Source organism: Faecalibacterium sp. I4-1-79, from assembly GCF_023347235.1.
GTDB lineage: Bacteria > Bacillota > Clostridia > Oscillospirales > Ruminococcaceae > Faecalibacterium > Faecalibacterium tardum.
The window spans coordinates 3,206,862-3,227,950 of sequence record NZ_CP094467.1; the positions used below are offsets into that span (position 1 = coordinate 3,206,862).

Below are 21,089 nucleotides of genomic sequence, written 5' to 3' on the forward strand. Positions count from 1 at the left end.
CCCTGTTATCATTATTAAGCTTTTCTCTTATGCCAGCGCGGTGATGGCTGCCACAGACAGCACGATGGCACCCAGTACGATGCGGTAGATGCCGAAGAACTTGAAGTCGTGGCGCTTGACGTAATCCATCAGGAAGCGGATAGCTGCAAGGCTGACGGCAAAGGCCACAACGCAGCCCACCAGCAGCACAGCGATCTCGGTGCCGGTGATGGATACACCGGAAACTGCGAACTTGACCACCTTGAGCAGGGATGCACCCGCCATGACCGGGATGGCCAGATAGAAGGTGAACTCCGCCACGCAGGCGCGGGAGAGACCCAGCAGCAGGCCGCCCACGATGGTAGCACCGGAGCGGGAGGTACCGGGGATGATGGCAAGGCACTGCCACACGCCGATAAGCAGCGCGTCCCGGTAGCTGATCTGTTCCAGCTTTGTGACCCGGGGCGTGGTGCGGCGGTTCTCCACCACAAGGAAGAGCACGCCGTACAAGATCAGCATGGCGGCTACGGTGATGTAGTTATAGAAGTGCTCCTCCATCCAATCGTCCAGCGGGCTGATGACCAGCACCGGCAGGGTGGCGGCTACCACCTTGAACCACAGGTTCCACACGCTGGGCTTGGAGATGACCTTGCCCTGCCGCAGCCCGAAGGGCCACAGCTTATTCCAGAACAGCACCACCACAGCCAGAATGGCACCCAGCTGGATGACCACCCGGAACATGGACATAAATTCTTCACTGGCATTGAACTTGACGACCTGCTCCACAAGGATCATGTGCCCGGTGGAGGAGATGGGCAACCACTCGGTAATGCCCTCCACGATACCCATCAGGATCGCTTTGATGATCTCGAAAAACGTAATAAATCCCTCCTGCAGCACCCGTTGGGTGCGTAGTTTTTTCAAAAGCAGTTCCAGTATACCATACTATGAGCCGCTGTGCATACAGATTATAGAAATTTTACCGGGGTGAGAGCAGTTTTCTGCAAGCGGGTGCGCCCTCTCCGTCATCGCTACGCGATGCCACCTCTCCCAAAGGGAGAGGCAAGAGCACTGCCGGAAACTTCCTCGTTATACCTAATACTTTAGCAATAAACCTTAGACCTTGGCTCCCCCTTTGGGGGAGCTGGCGCGGGAGCGCCTGAGAGGGCGCGGGCGCAAGCAGCCTGCGCATTTATTTCCGCGTTTCCGGCAGACGCTGTATTTATCTGCCCCGGGAAATGTGCTATACTATAAAAATAAGAAGTCTGTCCGCTTTCTGCGCCCGACGCTGAAAGCACTGAGAACAACGAGGTGAACCTTCATGAACATACTGGTGATCGGCTGCGATCAGGTGGGTGCGGCGCTGATCCGCGATCTGGAACGCATCGGCCATGATATCTCGGTGGTGGAAAAGGACCCTGAGCAGCTCAAGCGTCTGGATGCCTTTGACGATTATACCTTTCACGGCACTGCCCTTGTGGGCGACCCCACCGACCCGGACACCCTGCGCCGGGGCGGCGTGGAGAACTGCGACGCCGTGGCGGCGGTGACCGAGGAGGACTCGGTGAACCTGATGGCGGCGCAGCTGGCAAAGAACATCTTCCGCCGGGATAAAGTCATCTGCCGGGTGTCCGACCCGCATCTGCAAATTTTGTACCACAAGGCCTACGAGTTGGAGACCATCTGCCCCACCGTGCTGACCGAGCAGGCGGTGTTCCGGGCACTTTCCAAGTAAAACAGCCTGTTTTTGCTTTACAGACCGTAGAATGAGGTAACGATATGAAAGTTTGTATTGCCGGCGGCGGCCGGGTGGGGATGTATCTTGCCCAAAGCCTGCTGTCCCACCACCATAAGGTGACTATCATCGAGCCGCAGGAGGCGCTGTGCCGTACCCTTGCGGATACGCTGGATATCCCGGTCATCTGCGGCGACTCCTTGAGCTTTGACACCCTGCACACCGCCGATGTGGCCAGCTGCGACGCCTTTGTGGCGGTGACCAACACCGACGAGACCAATCTGGTGGCCTGCCAGATCGCCAAGCGGGAGTTTGGTGTAAACCGCACCGTGGCGCGCGCTTCCAACCCCAAAAACCGGGACATCCTGCACACGCTGGGCGTGGACACCGTGGTGTGCGGCACCGACAACCTGAGCCATATCCTGGAGCGGGAGATCGAGACCGACACCATCCGGCAGCTGCTTTCGCTGGGCGGCGGCACTGCCAGCCTGAATGAAATTTTGCTGCCGGAGGACTTTCAGTTCGCGGGCAAGGAGATCAAGGAGATCCCCATTCCCGGCGATGCCATTCTGGTCAGCATCACCCGGGATACCGAGTTCATCATCCCTCACGGCAGCACGGTGCTGCTGCCGTGGGACCGGCTGCTGTGCCTGACACAGGACGATACCCTGCATCTGCTGATGGATGCGTGGGGTCTTTCCTCCCACAAATGAGCGAGCAGGAGCTGCTGCGCACCGCGCTGGTGCTGCCGCCCCGCGCCCGCCGGGTGCTCTGCGTCTGGGCAGCTGTGCCCGGGCTGGTCTGCGCGCCCTTTGCCTTCTGGCAGAGCGTGTGGGCGGGCGCAGTCTTTTGCGCTGTATGGGCGGCGCTGGTGGCGCTTGTCCGGGCGCGCTGCTGCAGCTTTGTCGCCGCCCTGACGGCAGACAGCGTCACGGTGCAGGCCGGGGTGGCTATCCCTGTGCTGCACCGCATCCCGCGCCGGGCGGTCACCGGGGTACAGCTGCTGCGCACCCCGCTGCTGTGGGCGGCAGGGTGCACCGTGCTCCTTGTGCGCAGCCCGGGTCTGCAATTGGTGCTGCCCGGCATCCCCGCCGCACAGGCTACCGCGCTGGCGGCTGTGCTGATGGAGGGCAGTGTATGAACCGGGAAAAGCACTTCCACCCGCTGGCGGCGCTGCATCTGCTGCGCAAGACTTTGCTTGTGTACCTTCTGCCGCTGGTACAGGTGCTTTTTGACCGCAACTGGGACGCCCTGCGTGCGGCGCTGCGGCAGGAGCTTGTGCTGCTGGTGTTTATCAGCGCCGTGTGCTGGGCGGTGTACTATGCAAGCCGCTGGCAGGTGGATGCCGAGGGCACGGTGCACGTCAGCTGGCGGCTGGGCGTGCGGCTGGACCGCGCCCTGCGCGCCGAGGGTCTGGCGGCGCTGGTGCTGGAGCAGCCCCTGCTCTACCGGCTGACCGGTGCCTGCCGGGTGGTGCTGTACCCTGTGGGGCAGACCAAGACCATCACTTTGTATCTTACCCGGCAGCAAGCCGCAGAGCTTGCCGATGTGCTGCTGCCGGTGACGGACCCGCTGTGGCACGCGCCCAAGGGCGGCGAAAAGCTGGCCTTTACGGTGCTGGGTGCTAACGGCCTGTCCACCCTGTTTTTGTGGTGGCTGGCTATCCACCAGACCCAGAGCTACGCCCCGGATGCCCAGACCGCTGCCCTTGCGCAGCTGGGACAGCTGGCGGCGCTTGCCGCCCGCTGGCTGCCGCTGGGCATGGCGTGGCTGCTGGTGCTGGCGGGCACCCTGTTCTGCATCAGTCTGGTGCGCAGCGCTTTGCAGGCGGTGCATTACACCGTCTGGCGCACCGACACCCAGCTGGGCAGCCGGGGCGGATTTATCCGCCGGTACGAGATGCGGCTGCGGCTCTGCCAGCTGAACTATGCCGACCTGCGCCGCTCCCCCGCCACGTGGGCGCTGCATTACTGCCCGGTGTTCGTCTCGGCAGGGGCGTGCCGCCCGGAGCTGCCTTTGTTCGTCTGGCGGGAGGGCACTCCGCTGCTGCGGGAGCTGCTGCCGGAGATGGCGCAGCTGCCCCCGGACACCCGCGCCGACACCACTGACCGCAGCATGGTATTTTTTCTGCCGGCGGGCATCCCGCTGGCGCTCTGCCTGCTGCTGACGGCGGTATCCCGCACCACTCTGCCTGCGCTCACCCTGCCGCTGCTCATCCCCACCGGGGTGTTTGCCGCCCTGCTGGGCGCAGCCGCCGTGGGCTGGCACCGGGAGGGCGTATGGCAGCAGCAGGGACAGCTGCTGCTCTGCCGACAGCACCAGTTCCATCTGCACCAGCTGTGCGTGTTCCACCCGGACACCGGCTTTACCGCGTTGCAATCTCCTTGGGCGGTGACGGTGCAGCGTGCCAACCTGACCCTTGTATTTCCCGGCAAAGAAAAGGTCACGGTGCGCAGCGTGCCGCTGGCGGCTCTTGATTTTCTGGAGATATAGAAGTATACTTGCGATGCCCCGCTGAACCTACGGTCGGCGGGGCATTTTTTGTATCACAGAGCAACGGAGACTATTTTATGATAAAGACTGTATTATTTGATCTGGACGGCACCCTGCTGAACACCATCGACGACCTTGCCGATGCCGGCAACTGGGTGTGTGCCCAAAACGGCTGGCCCACCTTTACGGTGGCGCAGTTCAAGATGATGGTGGGCAACGGCATCCCCAAGCTGGTGGAGCGATTCTCCCCCGCTGACGCCCGCACCCCGGCGCAGCTGGCGGCGACGCTGGCGCAGTTCACCGCCCGGTACGATGCCCACAAGGAGGACAAGACCGCGCCCTACCCCGGCATTCCGGCACTGCTGGACGCACTGAAAGCCGAGGGCATCCAGTGCGCGGTATTCTCCAACAAGGCTGATGCCCTGTGCGGCGGCATCATTGCCCACTACTTTGGCACCGGCCGCTTTGACGCCGTGCGGGGCAACCGCCCGGGCGTACCTACCAAGCCCGACCCCACCGGGCTGTATGCCCTGATGGCTGAGCTGGGCGCAGACCCCGCCGCCACCCTTTTTGTGGGCGACAGCGATGTGGACATCCTCACCGGACACAACGCGCAGCTGCCCGCCATGGGCGCGCTGTGGGGCTTCCGCGGCCGCGCTGAGCTGACCGCCGCCGGTGCCGATGCACTGGCAGAGGTGCCGGAGGATATCCTGCGGTATGTGCAGGAGCAGAACAAGTAAAATCACAAAAGGAACACCGGGCAGATGCCATCTGCCCGGTGTTCTTCTTTATACAAAGTAAAAACGCCCTTGCGCAATGCGCAAAGGCGTTTTTATGACCCGTACGGGAATCGAACCCATGTTACAGCCGTGAAAGGGCCGTGTCTTAACCGCTTGACCAACGGGCCTTACAAATACAGAGCTTCGCTAAAACCTCCGACTTTCATCGTCCACTACTGCGGACGACCGTCCCCCTTATCTTAGCGAAACTCTGTAACGTGGTAGCGGTAACTGGATTTGAACCGGTGACACTTCGGGTATGAACCGAATGCTCTAGCCAACTGAGCTATACCGCCACATATTTAACTTGCACTCGAACGGTGCTTTATTATTATATCCATAGATGCCCCTTTTGTCAACACATATTTTCAAAAAAATTTGCAGTTTTTTGAGATTCTCAATTTATTTACATAGGTGCGTTGAAATATCGATTTTTTGTTGCTTTTGTAAGGGTTTTGCGGTAAAAAAAGACGAACCCTCTCAGTCATCGCTGCGCGATGCCAGCTCCCCCGAAGGGGGAGCTTATAGCGCTACCGCAAGCTTCCCCATGATGCCTAATACTTTAGCAACGAGCCTTAGACCTTGGCTCTCCCTTCGGGAGAGCTGGCGCGGGAGCGCCTGAGAGGGTCAGCCGTCCCCTTGGGGAAGGTGGCTTGACGCGAAGCGGCAAGACGGAAGGGGTACCCACACAAAAAGCACCGCTTCCCTGTGCGGAAAGCGGTGCTTTTTTCAACCTTTTTCTGCCCGGTTGTGGAAAACCCGGTGCAGTTTTAGTTCTTCTTATTGGTGGGGACCATGACCTTCAGCCCGCCCATGTACGGCTGCAGCACTTCGGGGATGGTCACGCTGCCGTCGGCCTGCAGGTGGTTCTCCAGGAAGGCGATCAGCATACGCGGAGGTGCCACGCAGGTGTTGTTCAGGGTGTGGGCCAGATAGGTCTTGCCGTCCTTGCCCTTGATGCGGATGTGCAGGCGGCGTGCCTGTGCGTCACCCAGATTGGAGCAGGAGCAGACCTCGAAGTACTTCTGCTGGCGGGGGCTCCAAGCTTCGATGTCGCAGCTCTTGACCTTCAGGTCAGCCAGATCGCCGGAGCAGCAGTTCAGCTGACGCACGGGGATCTCCATGCTGCGGAACAGTTCCACGGACATCTTCCACAGCTTCTCGTACCAGTCAGCGCTCTCCTCGGGACGGCAGACCACGATCATCTCCTGCTTCTCGAACTGGTGGATGCGGTAGATGCCGCGCTCCTCGATGCCGTGTGCGCCCTTCTCCTTGCGGAAGCAGGGGCTGTAAGAGGTCAGGGTCAGGGGCATCTTGCTCTCGTCCAGCGTCTGGTCGATGAAGCGGCCGATCATGGTGTGCTCGCTGGTGCCGATCAGGTACAGGTCCTCACCCTCGATCTTGTACATCATGGCGTCCATCTCGGGGAAGGACATGACACCCTGCACCACGTTGCCGTGCATCATGAAGGGCGGGATGACGTAGGTGAAGCCCTTGTTGATCATAAAGTCGCGGGCATAGGCCAGCACAGCCTCGTGCAGGCGTGCGATGTTGCCCAGCAGGTAGTAGAAGCCGTTACCGGCCACGCGGCCTGCGGCGTCCATATCAATGCCGTCAAAGCTCTCCATGATCTCGGTGTGGTACGGGATGGGGAAATCCGGCACGACAGGCTCGCCGAAGCGCTGAGCTTCCACGTTATAGGTATCGTCCGGGCCGATGGGCACGCTGGGGTCGATCATCTGGGGAATGGAGTACATGATCTCCTGAATGCGGGCAGACAGTTCCTCCTCTTCCTTCTCCAGCTCTGCCATCTTGTCAGCATCTGCCTTGACGGCGGCGTTGTTGGCATCGATCTGTGCCTGCAGCTCAGCCTTCTGTGCCTCGTCGGTGCACTTCTTCAGCTGACCGAACAGCGGGCCGTTGGCCTTGCTCAGCTTGTTGCGGGCGGCCTTCAGGGCCTCCACTTCCTTCAGGGCTGCACGGTACTTGGCATCCTTCTCGATGACCTCGTCCACCAGCGGCAGCTTTGCATCCTGAAATTTCTTTTTGATGTTTTCCTTAACGGCATCCGGGTTCTCGCGGACAAATTTGATATCCAGCATGATTGACTCTCCTTAACTCTATTGGGCTTGCAGCGGCGCACTTACGGCTTTCCGCTGCCGTTCAAAGGCGGCAGTTCCCGCCTTGGATCGCATGATTATTCGGTTTCCATCTGGTACTGTCCCAGCAGATTTGCAAAGGCGCGCAGCTGCTCGTCGGAGTAAAAATGCACCGTCAGCTTGCCCTTGCCGCCGTGGTAGGCCACGTTCACCTCGCTGCCCAGCACCTGCTTCAGGCTCTCTTCCACCTCCACCGGCAAAGTGCCGCGGGGTGCGGGTTCGCGGGGCTCCTTGGCGGGCTTTGCCATCTTTTTGCAAAGCGCCTCGGCCTGCCGGACGTTCAGCTGGTTATCCGCGATGATCTGCGCGGCTTCGGCCTGCAATTCCGGTGTGGGCAGACCCAGCACCACCTTGGCGTGGCCGGTATTGATAAAACCGCTTTTCAGCAGTTCCAGCACCGTTTCCGGTAAGTTGAGCAGACGCAGGCTGTTTGCCAGCGCGCTGCGGCTCTTGCCCAGCTTGCGGGCGGCCTGCTCCTGTGTCAGGTCGCAGCGGGTCATCAGCTCCCGGATGCCGGCAGCTTCTTCCACCGGGTCCAGATCCTCGCGCTGTAAGTTTTCCACCAGCGCCAGCTCCATGGCCTGCTCGTCGGACACATCCTTGATGACCACCGGCACCTCGGTAAGACCCGCCATGCGGGAGGCGCGCCAGCGGCGCTCGCCCGCCACGATGCTGTAACCGCCCATGGGTCTTGGCCGCACCGCGATGGGCTGCAATAAGCCGTGCTCGGCGATGCTGGCAGCCAGCTCACTGAGGGTCTCCTGTTCAAAGGTCTTGCGGGGCTGGTCGGGGTCCGGCTCGATCTCGCGCAGCGGCAGCGTTTCCACCGCTGCGTGCTCTGACTCAAAGACCGGTGCTGCGTCCTCAAACAGACTGTCCAGCCCGCGTCCGAGCCCTCCTTTTCCTCTTGCCATTGTTTACCTTGTTCCCCCTGTTTTAATCTTCCAGAGCATTTTTCGCCGGCTCTGCGGCGGGTGCAGCCTTTGCGCGGGACTTCTTAGGTTCCTGCGGGCGGTTGTGCTTGACGAATTCGATGGCCAAGTCCATGTAGGCCTCGCTGCCCTTGCCCTTTGGCTCGTAAAAATTGATGGGCTGGCCGTAGCTGGGCGCCTCCGAAATGCGGATGGAGCGCGGGATGGTGGTCTTGTACACCTTGGAGCCGAAGTACTTCTGCACCTGCTCCACCACCTGCACGGTCAGGTTGTACCGCAGCGAGAACATGGTGAACACCACGCCCTCGATATCCAGATACGGGTTATACTTTTTGCGGATGGTCTTGAGGGTGCTGATGAGCTCCGACAGACCTTCCAGCGCATAGTATTCGCACTGCACCGGGATGAGCACACTGTCGCAGGCGCTCAGGCCGTTGAGGGTGAGCAGATCCAGACTGGGCGGGCAGTCGATAAAGATGAAGTCGTAGTCCTTCTGCACCTCGGCCAGCGCCTTGCGCAGACGCCCCTCGCGGCCGGGCAGGTCGATCATTTCCAAGCTGGCACCGGCCAGACGGGTGTTGGAGCCGATGACATCGGTGCGGTACTCGGTGTGCCGGATGGCCTGCGCCGCCGATGCCCTGCCGATGAGCACCTCGTAGGTGCCCGCCTCCACGCTGCGCTTCGGGATGCCGTAGCCGGTGGTGGTGTTGCCCTGCGGGTCGAGATCTACGATAAGCACCTTTTTGCCCAGCGCCGCTACGCAGGACGAAAGGTTGACAGCGGTGGTGGTTTTGCCCACTCCGCCTTTCTGGTTTGCGATCGCTACAATTTTTGCCACGCGCTTTTCTTCCTCCCGGGGAAAGATTTGTTCCACGTGGAACACGCAGTCGTGCCCGCTGGTTTCCCCGTCCGGCAGGCACCTCGGCTTCTAGTATAACACATCCAAATTGTTTTTTGAACCATCTGGAGCGTTTTTCAGCTGGATTTTTAACTTTTGAGGGTGGGAAAGTGGAAATTGCCCCTTCCGTCTGCTCCCGTTGGTCGCAGCCACCTTCCCCAAGGGGACGGCTTTTGGTGGTGGCGGGAAAGTTTCTCGTTGCCTTTGATACATTAGTGACAGCGCTAACGGCGTGCGCCCTCTCCGTCACCTACGGTGACACCTCTCCCAAAGGGAGAGGCAAGAGCATTGCCGGAAGCTTTCTCATTGTTCCTAACACTTTAGTGACGAACCTTACGGCTTGGCTCTCCCTTTGGGAGAGCTGGCGCGGGAGCGCCTGAGAGGGCTCGCTCCCCCTCGGGGGAGCTGTCGCGCAGCGACTGAGGGGCTACGAATGGAGAAGCGAAAAAAGCGTTAAAGCGATAGCGCCGACTGGCGCAGCGCTAGCTTTTTTGTGCTTCGACTTCTTCTTTAGGATTGTCAAGGGCGTGCAGCCCTTGACCTGTTGCGGGGTGGGTGGAGTCCAGAGGTAGGGAGGGGGGAGTCGGAACACCCCTCCCTGCCTCTGGCCCAGCGGAGCGTCTTTGCACGCTGCTGGCAGGCAGAAAGTTGCCCCGCAGAGCGCCACACTTTTCTGGTTCTCTTTTGCCACCAAAAGAGAACATCCCTCGGCTACCACCTCCTACCCCGCAGCGCTGTTCCACATGGAACACTTCACTTCTCCGCGGCGGCGGTGGGGATGCGCACGGTGTACTCGATGTAGCCGTCCTTTTCTTCCCGGTGGGCGGTGGCGGGCACGCCGTTGTCGGTCATCAGCCGGATGGCGTGGTCGATGGTATTGACAAAGATGCGCACGTCCCGCACCATGGAGATGCGGTGCCCGGCCTTGGGCGGGCTGTTCAGCAGCTGCTCGATGTAGCTGTCGGTCTGACGTGCGTTCAGGCGGCGCTTGGCGATGGTGATGAGCGCCTCGCTGCGGCGGTTCTCCGGCAGACGCAGCACCGCGCGGGCGTGGCGTTCGGTGAGGTTATTGTCCAGCACGAACTGCCGCTGGTCTGCGGTCAGCTGCAACAGCCGCAGCTTGTTGGCAAAGGTGGGCTGCGCCATGCCCAGACGCTTGGCGGCTTCGGCTTGGGTGCAGTCCCACAGCACCATCACATCCCGCAGCCCCTGCGCCTGCTCAAAGGGGTTCAGGTCGGCGCGCTGGATGTTTTCCAGCAGACCCAGTGCGGCGGTGCGGTCATCGGCGTAGCTGCACAGGATGGCGGGGATGGTGGTCATCTTTGCCAGCTGACAGGCGCGCAGCCGCCGCTCCCCTGCCACCAGCTCGTAGCCCTCTGCCGCCCTGCGCACCGTGACCGGCTGGAGCAGACCGTTTTCCCGGATGCTCTGCGCCAGCGCCGTCAGCTCCTGCTCGTCAAAGCTTTTGCGCGCCTGAAAGGGCGATGGGTGGATCTGGTCGATGGGCAGAGAGAGTAATTTCCCGGAAGGTTTCTTGCGTTCAAACATGATGCTGCCCCTTTCCTGTGAAATAAACCTTCGGTTTTTCCACATTTCTCCGGGAAATCGTGGAAAACCTGTTCAGCTTCAGTGTAGCACACAAAGAAAGACCCCGCCAGAAATTTCGTTCGGCAGGGTCTTACAGGTTGCGTCAAGTTATGCGTTATTTCAGCGGGCTTTTTGCAATTTTACCGCCGTTTCTGGGGTATGCTGTCGGAGTTTGCGAAATCTTTTTGCACAAAATCAGCGTGCGGGTGTCGCCGCCGGGCAGGTGCAAAGTGCGGGTCTCGCGGTACTCGCCGCCCAGCTTTTTGATAGCACCCCGGGCTGCGGTCAGCTCCTCTTCGCCGGAGGCTCCCTTCATGGCAAGGAAGTTGCCGCCCACCTTCACCAGCGGCAGGCAGTATTCTGCCAGCATGGGCAGGGCTGCCACGGCGCGGGCAGAGGCAAGGTCGAACTGCTCCCGCCACACCTTGCGGGCGGCTTCCTCGGCGCGCTCCTTGGCAAACTCCACCCCGGTCAGACCCAGCTGGGCGCAGGCGTACTTCAAAAACTCCACCCGCTTGCCGGTGGGCTCCATGAGGGTCAGTTCCAATTCCGGCTTGAAGATCTTGGTCACGATGCCCGGAAAGCCTGCACCAGCGCCCACGTCTACCATGCGCCCGGCAACCTCCGGCTGGCTGGCAAACAGCAGGCTGTCGAGGAAATGCTTGTCCTCGATGCCCTCCGGGTCGGTAATGGCGGTCAGGTTGACCTTCTGGTTGTAGTCTACAAGGATCTGGGCAAAGGCATCCAGCTGATCCAGCTGGGTGCCGGTGAGGGCAATGTTCCATGTGGAACACTTTTCCTCCAACCGCTGTTTGTCGATCATAGTGTTTTCCTTTCTGTCGGGTGGTTGGGGTAGCGCAATCGTTTGTTTTATCGCAACTTCGTATTATTTTTGTTGTTTTCCTGCCAGTGCGATGCTCAGCTGCGCCACATCGGAGGGCGAAACGCCGGGGATGCGCCCTGCCTGCCCCAGATTGCGGGGACGGATGCGGGCAAGCTTTTCCCGGGCTTCCAGCGTCAGGCCGGTCAGGGCGGCATACTCAAAATCCTCCGGGATGAGGGTCTTTTCGTGGCGTGCCACCTCCCGGATCATCCTGTCCTGTCGGGCGATGTAACCGGCGTACTTGATCTCCGTTTCCAGCCGCTCCGCCAGCATGGGGGTGATCTCCTCTCCCCAGCCGATGATGCCCGCCACCAGCGGGTAGCTGATCTCGGGACGGCGCAGCAGCTCCTCGGCAACGCCGCCCTCGGCGGCGGGGGCAAGACCGGCGGCTTCCATGGCGGCACGCAGGTCTGCGGTGCGCAGATGCGTCTCGTGCAGGCGGCGGCGCTCGGCTTCCAAAATGTTCTGGGTGTGCTGGTACTTTGCCCAGCGGTCATCCTGCACAAGGCCGTATTCCCTGCCGATGGGGGTCAGGCGCTGGTCGGCGTTGTCCTGCCGCAGGGTCAGACGGTACTCGCTGCGGCTGGTCATCATGCGGTAGGGGTCCATGACGCCCTTGGTCACAAGGTCGTCCACCAGTGTACCCAGATAGCTGGTGTGCCGGGGCAGCACCAGCTGCTCCTTGCCCAGTGCGTTGCGGGCGGCGTTCAGTCCCGCCAGCAGACCCTGCGCGGCGGCTTCCTCGTAGCCGGAGGTGCCGTTGAACTGCCCTGCCCCGTACAGACCCCGCACCACCTTGCTTTCCAGCGTGGCTTCCAGACTGGTGGGGTCTACACAGTCGTACTCGATGGCGTAGGCGGGGCGCATGATCTCCAGATGCTCAAAGCCTTTGATGCTGTGGTAAAAGGCGTTCTGCACATCCTCCGGCAGGCTGCTGGAGGCGCCCTGCAAATACATTTCCTCGGTGTTCTCGCCGCAGGGCTCTACGAAGAGCGGGTGACGATCCTTGCCGGAGAAGCGCACCACCTTGTCCTCAATGGAGGGGCAGTAGCGCGGGCCGACACCCTCGATCATGCCGCCGTACAGCGGGCTGCGCTGGATATTGTCCAGAATGATCTTGTGGGTCTCCGGGTTCGTGTAGGCGATCCAGCATTCCACCTTGTTGTGCATGGGTGCATCGGTCAAAAAGCTGAAGGGCTGCAATTCACTGTCCGGGTCGCCGGGCTGGCATTCCAGCTTGGAAAAATCAATGCTGCGGCGGTGCACCCGGGCAGGGGTGCCGGTCTTGAACCGGCGCAGCGGCAGACCGGCGGCTTTCAGGCTGTCGGTCAGGGCGTTGGCGGCGTGCATCCCATCCGGGCCGGACGCATACCACGCATCGCCCACAAAGATTTTGCCGCCGAGGTTCGTACCGGTGGCAAGCACCACGCACTTGGCGGTGTATTCGCCGTGCAGCTGGGTGATAACGCCCTTCACATGGCCGTTTTCCACTTCCAGCGCCACTACCTCAGCCTGATGGATGGCCAGCCCCGGGGTCTGTTCCAGCGCGTGCTTCATGTATTCGTTGTAGCGGCGGCGGTCGGTCTGCACCCGCAGTGCGTGCACGGCGGGGCCTTTGCCCTTGTTCAGCATCCGGCTTTGCAGGTAGGTGGCATCTGCCGCCAGACCCATCACGCCGCCCAGCGCGTCCACCTCCCGCACCAGCGTGCCCTTGGCAGTGCCGCCGATGCTGGGGTTGCAGGGCATATTGCCGATGGCGTCCAGACTCATGGTAAAGACGGCCGTTTTTGCGCCCAGCACAGCAGCTGCATGGGCGGCTTCGATGCCCGCATGGCCAGCGCCAATGACGATGACATCATATTCTCCTAAGTGGTTCATATACTTTCGGGTTTCCTCTAACAAATGATTTAAAATGCCCTCCGTTTCACTCTGGGCATATTCAGCGGAAGAATTATTTTTAATTTCGCGTTTGTCGCGCTCTGCGGAGCGCTCCAAACGCTATTTTCACGGGAGGGGTCGTAACGGGAAACGGCAGCAGCAGCGCTCGCTCCCCCGGGGGGAGCTGTCGCGCAGCGACTGAGGGGCTGCAAATCGGCGGAGCCGGAAAAAACGGTTAAAAGATCTTCACGCCGAACAGGCGTGAATCTTCAGTTTTTTCCGGTGCAGCCCTCCTCTTTGGGGTTAAAAGGGGCGAGCAGCCCCTTTTTCGTGGCTCCAGCGCGTCGAAATCGCTGGCACTTTTCTGGTTCTCTTTTGGTGTCAAAAGAGAACATCCCCGCCCTTATTTCCCCACACAGAACCGCTCGAACACCTGTTCGATGACAGTTTCCGAGGCGTTTTCGCCGGTCAGGTCGCAGAGAGCATCCAGTGCGTCGTCCACGCAGACCGAAACGGCGTCCAGCCCAAAGCCGCCGGCGGCGGCATCCAGTGCACCGGCTACGGCGTCCCGGGCGCGGAGGGCGGCAGAAAGCTGCCGCTGCCCGGACAGGCTGGCGGCGTGGGGGTCGATGCTGCCGGTGCCCAGCAGCCGCGCCACCGCAGCGGCGATGACCTTGCGGCTCCCCTCTTCCCGGCAGCAGACCGGCAGCACCATGGCAAAATACGGGGCGATGAGCTCTGCATCAAACTGGGTGGGCTTGTCTTCCTTGTTCACAAGGGCGATGGCGGGGCGACCGGCGCAGCGCTGTGCCAGCGCCAAGTCCTCCCGGCTGGGCGGCTCAGAGCCGTCAAAGACGGCGAGAATCAGCCCGGCTTCTTCCAGTTTTTTCCAGCTACGGCGGATACCCTCGGCTTCAATGGCGTCCTCGGTCTCCCGCAGACCGGCGGTGTCAAAGAGGTTCAGCCGGATATCTCCCAGCTGCACCGCCTGCTCCACCACGTCGCGGGTAGTGCCCGCCACCGGGGTGACGATGGCACGGTCGAAGCCTGCCAGCAGGTTCAGCAAGGTAGACTTGCCCGCGTTGGGGCGTCCCACGATGGCGCAGTCCACGCCCTCGCGCAGCACCGCACCGGCATCGTAGCTGCGGATGAGGGCGTCCAGTTCCTCCCGTACTGCGCCCAGCACGGTGCGCAGGTGGGCGGGGTCCAGCTCCGGCACATCCTCCTCCGGGAAGTCCACCCAAGCAGCTAGATGCGCCTGCAGGGCGGTCAGCTGGGCTTTCTGAGCGTTGATCTTTTTCGCCAGCGCACCGCCCAGCGCAGCGTTTGCCAGCGCTGCCCCCTGCCGCCCGTCTGCCGAGATCAAGTCCATGACCGCTTCAGCCTGGGTCAGACCCAGCTTGCCGTTCAAAAAGGCACGGCGGGTGTACTCGCCGGGGGCGGCAGGCTGCGCACCGGCGGCAAGACAGGCTTCCACAAGACGGCGGGCCACCGCATTTCCGCCATGGCAGGAAAGCTCCACCACGTCCTCGCCGGTATAGCTGTGGGGCGCACGGAAAAACAGGGCAACGCCCTCGTCAAAGGATTCTTCCCTGTCCACGAAATGCCCGAACAGCGCGGTGTAGCCCTTAGCTTCTTCCACCTTTTTTGCCGGGTTTGCCGGGTGGAACACCCGGGCCGCCACCTGATAGCTCTCCGCACCGGAGAGCCGCACCACGGCAATGCCGCCTGCGCCCGGTGCTGTTGCAATTGCTGCAATGGTCGCTTCCTGCATGGTTTTTTCTTGCTTCCTTTCCGCGCCCGGTCTGGCCGCTTGCTCCCATCTGCCCACAGCAGCGAGACCAATACAGTTTCATTGTACCACGAAATGCTGCGGAATGGTACTGTTTTTTCAACCAATTCCCGGGAAACGGTTGAAAATCCGCCCGTTTCTCACACAAAAAAGGGACTTTCCGTCCCAACACGGAAAGCCCCTTTTTACAGGAAACTGATTTTTAGAACTTGGCGATCTCTGCCGTGGTGATGGCCTTGCCGGGCAGCGTACGTGCATCGGCATTCTCATTCAGGGCCAGCTTGCCTTCGCGCAGCAGCTGCACAGCCTTCTGGTGATCGGCGGCCTTCCAGTTGTTGCCCACGATCTTCCAGTTGTTGTTCACGTGCGGCTCGATGGTGCCGCCCTTCACGGTGCGGATGTACTCGCCCAGCAGCTCGCGGATGCCGCCCACATCGCCGCGCACATCGATCTCCAGCAGCTTGGGCAGATCTTCACCGGGCAGGAAGATGTCCGCAGCCGTCAGCAGCTGGGTGGTGGCACGGTAGTTGTTCACTGCCACAACAAAGGTGTCGGTGTCCTTCACGGCCTTGCCGTTCGGCCACTTGAGGTTCTTGATGCGGTGGCCCGGCTCCTTGGAGACGTCCAGCTCGTAGTTGACGCCCTCAAAAGCATCGTACAGGTAGTAGCGCACCGAGGGGTCAAAGGCGATGGTCACTTCATCCGGCTTCCATGTCTTGAAGAAGGCTGCGGACCACTCCATAAAGCGGCGCAGCTGCTCGCCGGTCATCTGCAGCTTGTACAGGGTGTTCTGGTAGGTGTAGATGCTGGCCATATCGCACTTGCGGATGGTGCCTGCGCGCATCTGGGAGGTCATGGAGGTCAGGGCCGTTGCAGAGACCTGCGCACCGGTGTAGTACATCTGCACTTCGTTGATGAAGTCCAGCAGAGCGGTGTCCTGCACCATGGCCTGCGGCAGGCAGTCAATCTCGTTTTCGGGGGCCAGATCGCCGCCCTTCAGCTCGCCGATGGGGGTGACAGCGTCTTCCTTGGCGCGGGTGTCGTAGGGAGCCAGCAGAGCGGTCAGCTCCGGATCGGGTTCGTACTCCTTGATCTGCAGGTTCTCCGAGGTGCGGTTCACGACCTTCCACTTGCCGTCCAGCTGGCGCTCCAGATAGACGTGGATCTCGGACAGGGTGGCACCGGCGTTCTTGTTCTCCACCACCAGCACGTTGTTGATCATCATGTTGGGGATGCTCCTGTGGCCGTGGCCGCCCACGATGACGTCGAACTCGGGGCAGGCATTTGCCAGATCGGTGACGCCGGAGCCATAGACGCCGTACTCGTTCTCGGTATCCATGTGCATGACGCCGATCAGCACATCCACCTGATCCTTGATCTTATCGATGATTTTGCGGCTCTCGTCCACAGGGTTTGTGACCTTCCAGCCCTCCAGATTCTTGGCATCCCAGCGGATGATGTTGGGGGTGACCATGCCAATGACGCCGATCTTGACGGTGCCCTTTTTGATGATGGTGTAGCCGTCGGCCAGCGGGGTGCCGTCCGGTGCGTAAACGTTGCCGGTGAGCACCTTGGCCTTCTGCTGTCCCATGACCTTTTTCAGCACATCCATGCCGTAGTTGTACTCATGGTTGCCGGTGGTCCAGATATCATAGCCGATGGCATTCATGGCAGCGATCATGGGATGCAGGTCATCGTTCAGGAACAGCTCTGCGGAGTTGGCCTGAATGGTATCGCCTGCATCCACCACCAGCGTGTTCCGGGTGCGGCACTGCTTGATGGCGGTCGCTTGCTGGGCCACGCTGCCGGAAGCATCTGCCTTGTTGGCGGCGTAATCCCAGGGGTCGAACTTGCCGTGGGTGTCGCTGGTGGCAAGGATCTGCAGATCCATGCTCCACAGGGACTTGATGTCACAGGCGGCTGCAGAGGGTGCCATGCAGCTGGCGGCTGCGATGGTCGCGGATGCCCCTACACCACGCAGGAAGCTGCGGCGGGAAATCTTGCTCTGAGACATAGTTGATTACCTCTCTTTTCATCATTCTGTCTGTTCTTCACGAACAGAACGCTCTTGACTACAGTATAAATCCTTGGCCAATTGTTTTACAATTGCCATTTGAGAGAAAGATTTCGGCAAAAAACAGGCAGTTTCTCCAAATTTTGAGAAGAATGACTTTAAAAACACAGGACCGGACAGCCTGCGGGCTGTCCGGTCCTGTTGCTTCAAAAATATTTTCGCTATTACAGCTCGATCTTGCCGAAGCTGAAATCGGCAAAGTCGTCCACGCGCTCGGTGCGCTTGGGTGCTACGGGTGCTGCACTCTCGGCGTCGCGGGGGGCGTAGGTGCGCTCCGGCACACTGGACGGACGCGGGCCGCGGGGTGCACCGCTGCGGTTGCCGCGGTAGCCGCCATTGCTGCGGCGCTCGCCGCGATAACCGCCGTTGCGGTTGCCGCCGGGACGGCGGCCATTCCGGTTGCCGCCACGGCCACGGCGCTCGCCGTAGGTATTCTCGGTCTGAGCATCCGGTGCGGTGGAGTAGATGACCACACGGCGGTCACGGCCCTCGCCCTTGCTCTCGCTGCGCACACCCTCCATCTTGCTGATGGCAGAGTGGATGATGCGGCGCTCGTAGGGGTTCATGGGCTCCATGGCAAAGCTGCGGCCGGTCTTGCGCACCTTGGCACCAATGCGCTGTGCCAGTGCGGTCAGGTCGCTCTCGCGCTTGTCGCGGTAGCCGGCAACGTCCAGACCCAGCTTGATGTAATCGCCCTCCAGACGGTTTGCCACAAGGCTTGCCAGATAGGACAGGCTCTCCATGGTCTCGCCACGGCGGCCGATGAGGGCGCCCAGCTTTTCACCGTCCAGACGGATGATGGTGGCTTCGCCCTTCTGCACGGCGCTGAAGGTCACGTTCTCCACGCCCATCAGGGTGATGACTTCCCGCAGATAGTCCACGGCGGCCTTCACCTTGGCGTTCTCCTCGATGACGATGGGCTCTTCCACCTCTTCTGCCTCCTCGGCAGCTTCGGCGGGCTGCTGGGCAGCAGATGCCTGCTCTGCGGCGGGAGCGGCAGGCTCTGCCATAGCAGCGGGCGTTTCCTCTGCCACAGGAGCAGTCTCCTGCACGGGGGCGGCAGTCTCAACAGGCTGCTCTGCCACCGGCTTTGCGGGTGCAGCGGCGGGGGCATCCGGCAGTTCCACGCGCACGCGCACCTTGGCGGGGGTGGTCTTTAAGCCCAGAAAACCGGTCTTCTGGGGCATTTCCAGCACTTCATAGCTGACATTCAGATCGTCGGCCTGCACGCCCAGCAGGGCGCAGGCTTTGGCGCGGGCTTCGTCCACCGTCTTACCGGTGGATTCCTGTGTACGGATCATAACCGTTTACCTCCCTTGTTACTGTTTATCCTGCTTGTCAAGCTCGCTCAGCGGCACGGTGCGCTCGTCCTTGTAGCGCTCGGCATCCAGCTGACGGGCATACTCCAGCCGGCGCTTGTTCATCTCGCTGGCGGAAAGGTTCTTTTCCACGCTCTTGCCGGTCTTGGGGTCGGTCACCGTGATGGTGGTGTTCTTCACACCGCGCTTTTCCTGCTTGCGCTTGGCGGCGATCTCCGCTTCCACTTCCTTGCGCATCTTCTCGGGGTCGTAGAACTTGCGCATGACCTGGGTCTGTGCGGTCATGACGATGTTGGAAATGACGTAGTACAGAGAGAATGCCAGCGGGTAGGTAAAGCAGAAGAACAGGTACATCAGCGGCATCATATACATGGTCAGCTTCATGCTGCCCTGCATCTGCTGGCCAGAGGCCTTCATGCTGATATGGGTGGACAGGAACATGGTGATGACCGACAGCAGCGGCAGCACGAGATCCAGAGAAAGCCCCAGCTTCGGGATGCGGGTCAGGTCGATGCCAAAGAAGTTCATGTGCTGGCTGAACTCGGTGATGGTAGCGATCTGCTGTGCGGTAAAGCAGCCCAGCACGCCGCTGTTGCCGGCAACCACCTCGGCGATGATGTTGGTATCGCGGGTGATGGCGGTAAAGGAGATGCCGGCGGCGGTCATCGCCTCGCCAGCGCTGGCAAGTGCAGCGGCGCTGATGTGGAAAATGCGCTCCAGCGGGTTATACACCACGCCGATAACACCGAACATGACAAGGAAATTCAGCAGCATGGGCATGCAGCCAGCCGTGGGCTTATAGCCAAAGTCCTGCTGCAGCTTCATCAGCTCTTCCTGCTGCTTTTCAGGCTTATTCTTGTACTTGGTCTGGATCTCTGCGATCATGGGCTGGAAAGCAGACATTTTCGCCATGCTCTTCTGCTGGCTGGTCTGCAGGGGGATCTTGACGATGTTGATGAGCAGGGTGAAGAGGATGATGTCCCAGCCGTAGTTCGGCAGCAGCTTGTAGATCCACTCCATGACATAGCCGAGAGGACCGCTCAGGATGTAAAAGAAGTTCATACCTTTGTCCATTCTGCCCCGGCTGTGGCCCGGGACGCATTATTTTTTTATCGTAGGACACGCCGCCCACAGTGCAGCGCGTCACAAGAAGCGAAAACTTTATCCCCTGTGCCGCTTTTCAAACAGCTTTGCGGGCTGCAGGTTGCGGGCAGGGCTTTGCCAGCGGCCGGGGGGCGGCACGGGGTCGTAGCCCCATTTGCCCAAGGGATTACACCGGGCAATGCGCCATGCGCCCAGCAGGATGCCTTTTATACAGCCGTGGGTCAGGATGGCCTGCATGGTGTAGTTGCTGCAGCTGGGCGAAAACCGGCAGCTGCGGCCGATCCATGGGCTGAGGGTGTACTGGTAGATGCGGATGGGCACGCACAGCGCCCTGCGGCAGAGCATTTGCAGCCGGTTCACGCGCGGGACTCCGGCTTTTGTTTGCGGGCAGGGGGTACGGTGGCGGGCGGCTTTGCGTCCGGGCGCTTTGCCTTATCCGGCAGACCGGCCTGTGCAAACAGCTTTGCCACAATGCTGCTCAGCTGCCAGCTTTTCAGTTTGGGGGTCATGCCCCGGGCCACAAAGATCAGATCGTAGCCGCCGATATTGTGATCCAGATGCTCGTCAATCGCAGCTTTCATCACGCGGCGGGCGCGGTTGCGCTGCACGGCGTGACCGATCTTTTTAGTGGCGGTCAGGCCCACCCGGGTGTTGCGGCCCCGGGTCTTGAGCACATACAGCACCAGTGCCGGGTTCACATAGGACTTGCCGCGGGCGTACACACGGCCAAACTCGCTGTTGCGGCGGATCGGACGATAACGCATAACATCGGCACCTCCTTTCGTCCGGGTGCACATAGGTGCACTCTTTAGCCAGTATATCAAAAATTTTTGCAGTTTAAAAGCCCATCCGGGCATTTTTACGAAAAAACTTTTGACGGGTAAAAAAATAAGACCGCCAATGGGATATCAGCGGTCTTTTGTGCGCATATTCATTTCTGCGCCGGATCTCACCTGCAAGGCAGAGATCAGACAGTCAGGCTCTTGCGGCCCTTTGCACGGCGAGCATTGATGACCTTACGGCCGTTCTTGGTGCTCATGCGGGTCAGAAAGCCATGAACTTCCTTGCGCTGACGCTTCTTGGGCTGAAAAGTTCTCTTCATGGTTGTATCCTCCGTAAAAACTTATCCCCGGTATGGGGTCTTGATCGGTCCCAGATTGGGGACAGGCTTGCAATTCAACAGTATATCGCATAGTATGACGTTCTGTCAAGCATTTTTTGCAGTTTTCTGCAAACTTTTTTCTGATTTTTCTGTTAAAAGCTTTTCAACTTTTTCACCATTTTGCTGTGGAAAACTTTTTTCTACCAGATATTGTGGTCTTTTTGGCGTGTTTCCACAAGGGCGCTGCGGGGGCTTATCTTATGTATTATAAATTACATTATAGTAATATAGACGCAGGGAGATTTTTGTGGTATACTAACGTGGTATCAGCAGCATTGTTGAAAACTTCGACCGATTCAATGGAGTGGATGTTTT

Annotated in this window: 19 protein-coding genes and 2 tRNA genes; 5 read left to right on the top strand and 16 right to left on the bottom strand. The window is 60.3% G+C overall.

The window, feature by feature from the left end; translation table 11 throughout:
• Positions 1 to 27: 27 nt before the first annotated feature.
• Positions 28 to 879 (bottom strand): undecaprenyl-diphosphate phosphatase, encoded by an 852-nt coding sequence (locus tag MTP36_RS15810; RefSeq protein WP_256466547.1) that lies wholly within the window; start codon positions 877 to 879, stop codon positions 28 to 30.
• Positions 880 to 1,300: 421 nt separating this feature from the next.
• On the opposite strand from MTP36_RS15810, the gene MTP36_RS15815 reads away from it, so the two are divergent.
• The 5 genes from MTP36_RS15815 to MTP36_RS15835 all read left to right on the top strand — a co-directional run bounded on the left by MTP36_RS15815 (position 1,301) and on the right by MTP36_RS15835 (position 4,947).
• Entirely contained in the window at positions 1,301 to 1,714 is a 414-nt protein-coding gene (locus MTP36_RS15815; RefSeq protein WP_005924324.1) for a potassium channel family protein, read from the top strand.
• 44 nt (positions 1,715 to 1,758) lie between these two features.
• On the top strand, positions 1,759 to 2,427 hold the full coding sequence (locus tag MTP36_RS15820; RefSeq protein WP_005924321.1) for a potassium channel family protein: 669 nt from the start codon (positions 1,759 to 1,761) through the stop codon (positions 2,425 to 2,427).
• Positions 2,424 to 2,855 carry a hypothetical protein gene (locus MTP36_RS15825; RefSeq protein WP_249252479.1) on the top strand — a complete coding sequence of 144 codons (432 nt, stop codon included), beginning with the start codon at positions 2,424 to 2,426 and terminating at the stop codon, positions 2,853 to 2,855. The genes MTP36_RS15820 and MTP36_RS15825 overlap by 4 nt, the downstream gene beginning before the upstream one ends.
• On the top strand, positions 2,852 to 4,207 hold the full coding sequence (locus tag MTP36_RS15830; RefSeq protein ID WP_249252481.1) for a PH domain-containing protein: 1,356 nt from the start codon (positions 2,852 to 2,854) through the stop codon (positions 4,205 to 4,207). The genes MTP36_RS15825 and MTP36_RS15830 overlap by 4 nt, the downstream gene beginning before the upstream one ends.
• A gap of 77 nt (positions 4,208 to 4,284) precedes the next feature.
• On the top strand, positions 4,285 to 4,947 hold the full coding sequence (locus MTP36_RS15835; protein WP_097778932.1) for an HAD family hydrolase: 663 nt from the start codon (positions 4,285 to 4,287) through the stop codon (positions 4,945 to 4,947).
• A 95-nt stretch (positions 4,948 to 5,042) separates the two neighbouring features.
• Here MTP36_RS15835 and MTP36_RS15840 read toward each other — a convergent pair.
• From MTP36_RS15840 to rpmH, 15 genes are all read right to left on the bottom strand, one after another.
• A tRNA-Glu gene (locus tag MTP36_RS15840) sits at positions 5,043 to 5,114 on the bottom strand.
• A gap of 91 nt (positions 5,115 to 5,205) precedes the next feature.
• A tRNA-Met gene (locus tag MTP36_RS15845) sits at positions 5,206 to 5,282 on the bottom strand.
• A gap of 474 nt (positions 5,283 to 5,756) precedes the next feature.
• Entirely contained in the window at positions 5,757 to 7,088 is a 1,332-nt protein-coding gene (gene serS / locus MTP36_RS15850; RefSeq protein WP_118658657.1) for a serine--tRNA ligase, read from the bottom strand.
• Positions 7,089 to 7,183: 95 nt separating this feature from the next.
• On the bottom strand, positions 7,184 to 8,059 hold the full coding sequence (locus tag MTP36_RS15855; protein WP_005924304.1) for a ParB/RepB/Spo0J family partition protein: 876 nt from the start codon (positions 8,057 to 8,059) through the stop codon (positions 7,184 to 7,186).
• Positions 8,060 to 8,081: 22 nt separating this feature from the next.
• Positions 8,082 to 8,915 (bottom strand): ParA family protein, encoded by an 834-nt coding sequence (locus tag MTP36_RS15860; RefSeq protein WP_055186425.1) that lies wholly within the window; start codon positions 8,913 to 8,915, stop codon positions 8,082 to 8,084.
• Between the two features lie 813 nt (positions 8,916 to 9,728).
• Positions 9,729 to 10,523: a ParB/RepB/Spo0J family partition protein gene (locus tag MTP36_RS15865; RefSeq protein ID WP_097778935.1), complete on the bottom strand. Its 795-nt coding sequence runs from the start codon at positions 10,521 to 10,523 to the stop codon at positions 9,729 to 9,731.
• 154 nt (positions 10,524 to 10,677) lie between these two features.
• On the bottom strand, positions 10,678 to 11,385 hold the full coding sequence (gene rsmG, locus MTP36_RS15870; RefSeq protein ID WP_005924286.1) for a 16S rRNA (guanine(527)-N(7))-methyltransferase RsmG: 708 nt from the start codon (positions 11,383 to 11,385) through the stop codon (positions 10,678 to 10,680).
• 63 nt (positions 11,386 to 11,448) lie between these two features.
• On the bottom strand, positions 11,449 to 13,323 hold the full coding sequence (gene mnmG / locus MTP36_RS15875) for a tRNA uridine-5-carboxymethylaminomethyl(34) synthesis enzyme MnmG (RefSeq protein ID WP_249252490.1): 1,875 nt from the start codon (positions 13,321 to 13,323) through the stop codon (positions 11,449 to 11,451).
• Between the two features lie 403 nt (positions 13,324 to 13,726).
• On the bottom strand, positions 13,727 to 15,097 hold the full coding sequence (gene mnmE / locus MTP36_RS15880; RefSeq protein ID WP_249252499.1) for a tRNA uridine-5-carboxymethylaminomethyl(34) synthesis GTPase MnmE: 1,371 nt from the start codon (positions 15,095 to 15,097) through the stop codon (positions 13,727 to 13,729).
• A gap of 220 nt (positions 15,098 to 15,317) precedes the next feature.
• Complete coding sequence (locus tag MTP36_RS15885; RefSeq protein ID WP_249252508.1) at positions 15,318 to 17,129, bottom strand: 5'-nucleotidase C-terminal domain-containing protein; 1,812 nt, start codon at positions 17,127 to 17,129, stop codon at positions 15,318 to 15,320.
• A gap of 224 nt (positions 17,130 to 17,353) precedes the next feature.
• Positions 17,354 to 18,490 (bottom strand): RNA-binding cell elongation regulator Jag/EloR, encoded by a 1,137-nt coding sequence (jag, locus tag MTP36_RS15890; protein ID WP_249252510.1) that lies wholly within the window; start codon positions 18,488 to 18,490, stop codon positions 17,354 to 17,356.
• Positions 18,491 to 18,508: 18 nt separating this feature from the next.
• Complete coding sequence (locus tag MTP36_RS15895; RefSeq protein ID WP_242852991.1) at positions 18,509 to 19,570, bottom strand: YidC/Oxa1 family membrane protein insertase; 1,062 nt, start codon at positions 19,568 to 19,570, stop codon at positions 18,509 to 18,511.
• A gap of 99 nt (positions 19,571 to 19,669) precedes the next feature.
• Positions 19,670 to 19,972, bottom strand: coding sequence for a membrane protein insertion efficiency factor YidD (yidD, locus tag MTP36_RS15900; protein ID WP_242651874.1), 303 nt, complete (start codon positions 19,970 to 19,972; stop codon positions 19,670 to 19,672).
• On the bottom strand, positions 19,969 to 20,376 hold the full coding sequence (gene rnpA, locus MTP36_RS15905) for a ribonuclease P protein component (RefSeq protein WP_118658651.1): 408 nt from the start codon (positions 20,374 to 20,376) through the stop codon (positions 19,969 to 19,971). The genes yidD and rnpA overlap by 4 nt, the downstream gene beginning before the upstream one ends.
• A gap of 203 nt (positions 20,377 to 20,579) precedes the next feature.
• The gene (gene rpmH, locus MTP36_RS15910) at positions 20,580 to 20,714 is read right to left on the bottom strand and encodes a 50S ribosomal protein L34 (protein WP_005924258.1); all 135 of its coding nucleotides are present in this window, start codon (positions 20,712 to 20,714) and stop codon (positions 20,580 to 20,582) included.
• Between the last annotated feature and the right edge of the window lie 375 nt (positions 20,715 to 21,089).

Bases quoted from the DNA above. Each gene is read 5' to 3' on its own strand.
- MTP36_RS15895 (WP_242852991.1), bottom strand. From the start codon at position 19,570: ATGAACTTCTTTTACATCCTGAGCGGTCCTCTCGGCTATGTCATGGAG.
- MTP36_RS15885 (WP_249252508.1), bottom strand. From the start codon at position 17,129: ATGTCTCAGAGCAAGATTTCCCGCCGCAGCTTCCTGCGTGGTGTAGGG.
- MTP36_RS15835 (WP_097778932.1), top strand. From the start codon at position 4,285: ATGATAAAGACTGTATTATTTGATCTGGACGGCACCCTGCTGAACACC.
- MTP36_RS15855 (WP_005924304.1), bottom strand. From the start codon at position 8,059: ATGGCAAGAGGAAAAGGAGGGCTCGGACGCGGGCTGGACAGTCTGTTT.
- serS (WP_118658657.1), bottom strand. From the start codon at position 7,088: ATGCTGGATATCAAATTTGTCCGCGAGAACCCGGATGCCGTTAAGGAA.
- MTP36_RS15815 (WP_005924324.1), top strand. From the start codon at position 1,301: ATGAACATACTGGTGATCGGCTGCGATCAGGTGGGTGCGGCGCTGATC.
- MTP36_RS15865 (WP_097778935.1), bottom strand. From the start codon at position 10,523: ATGTTTGAACGCAAGAAACCTTCCGGGAAATTACTCTCTCTGCCCATC.
- MTP36_RS15830 (WP_249252481.1), top strand. From the start codon at position 2,852: ATGAACCGGGAAAAGCACTTCCACCCGCTGGCGGCGCTGCATCTGCTG.
- rsmG (WP_005924286.1), bottom strand. From the start codon at position 11,385: ATGATCGACAAACAGCGGTTGGAGGAAAAGTGTTCCACATGGAACATT.
- MTP36_RS15820 (WP_005924321.1), top strand. From the start codon at position 1,759: ATGAAAGTTTGTATTGCCGGCGGCGGCCGGGTGGGGATGTATCTTGCC.
- mnmG (WP_249252490.1), bottom strand. From the start codon at position 13,323: ATGAACCACTTAGGAGAATATGATGTCATCGTCATTGGCGCTGGCCAT.
- rpmH (WP_005924258.1), bottom strand. From the start codon at position 20,714: ATGAAGAGAACTTTTCAGCCCAAGAAGCGTCAGCGCAAGGAAGTTCAT.
- MTP36_RS15825 (WP_249252479.1), top strand. From the start codon at position 2,424: ATGAGCGAGCAGGAGCTGCTGCGCACCGCGCTGGTGCTGCCGCCCCGC.
- mnmE (WP_249252499.1), bottom strand. From the start codon at position 15,097: ATGCAGGAAGCGACCATTGCAGCAATTGCAACAGCACCGGGCGCAGGC.
- rnpA (WP_118658651.1), bottom strand. From the start codon at position 20,376: ATGCGTTATCGTCCGATCCGCCGCAACAGCGAGTTTGGCCGTGTGTAC.
- jag (WP_249252510.1), bottom strand. From the start codon at position 18,490: ATGATCCGTACACAGGAATCCACCGGTAAGACGGTGGACGAAGCCCGC.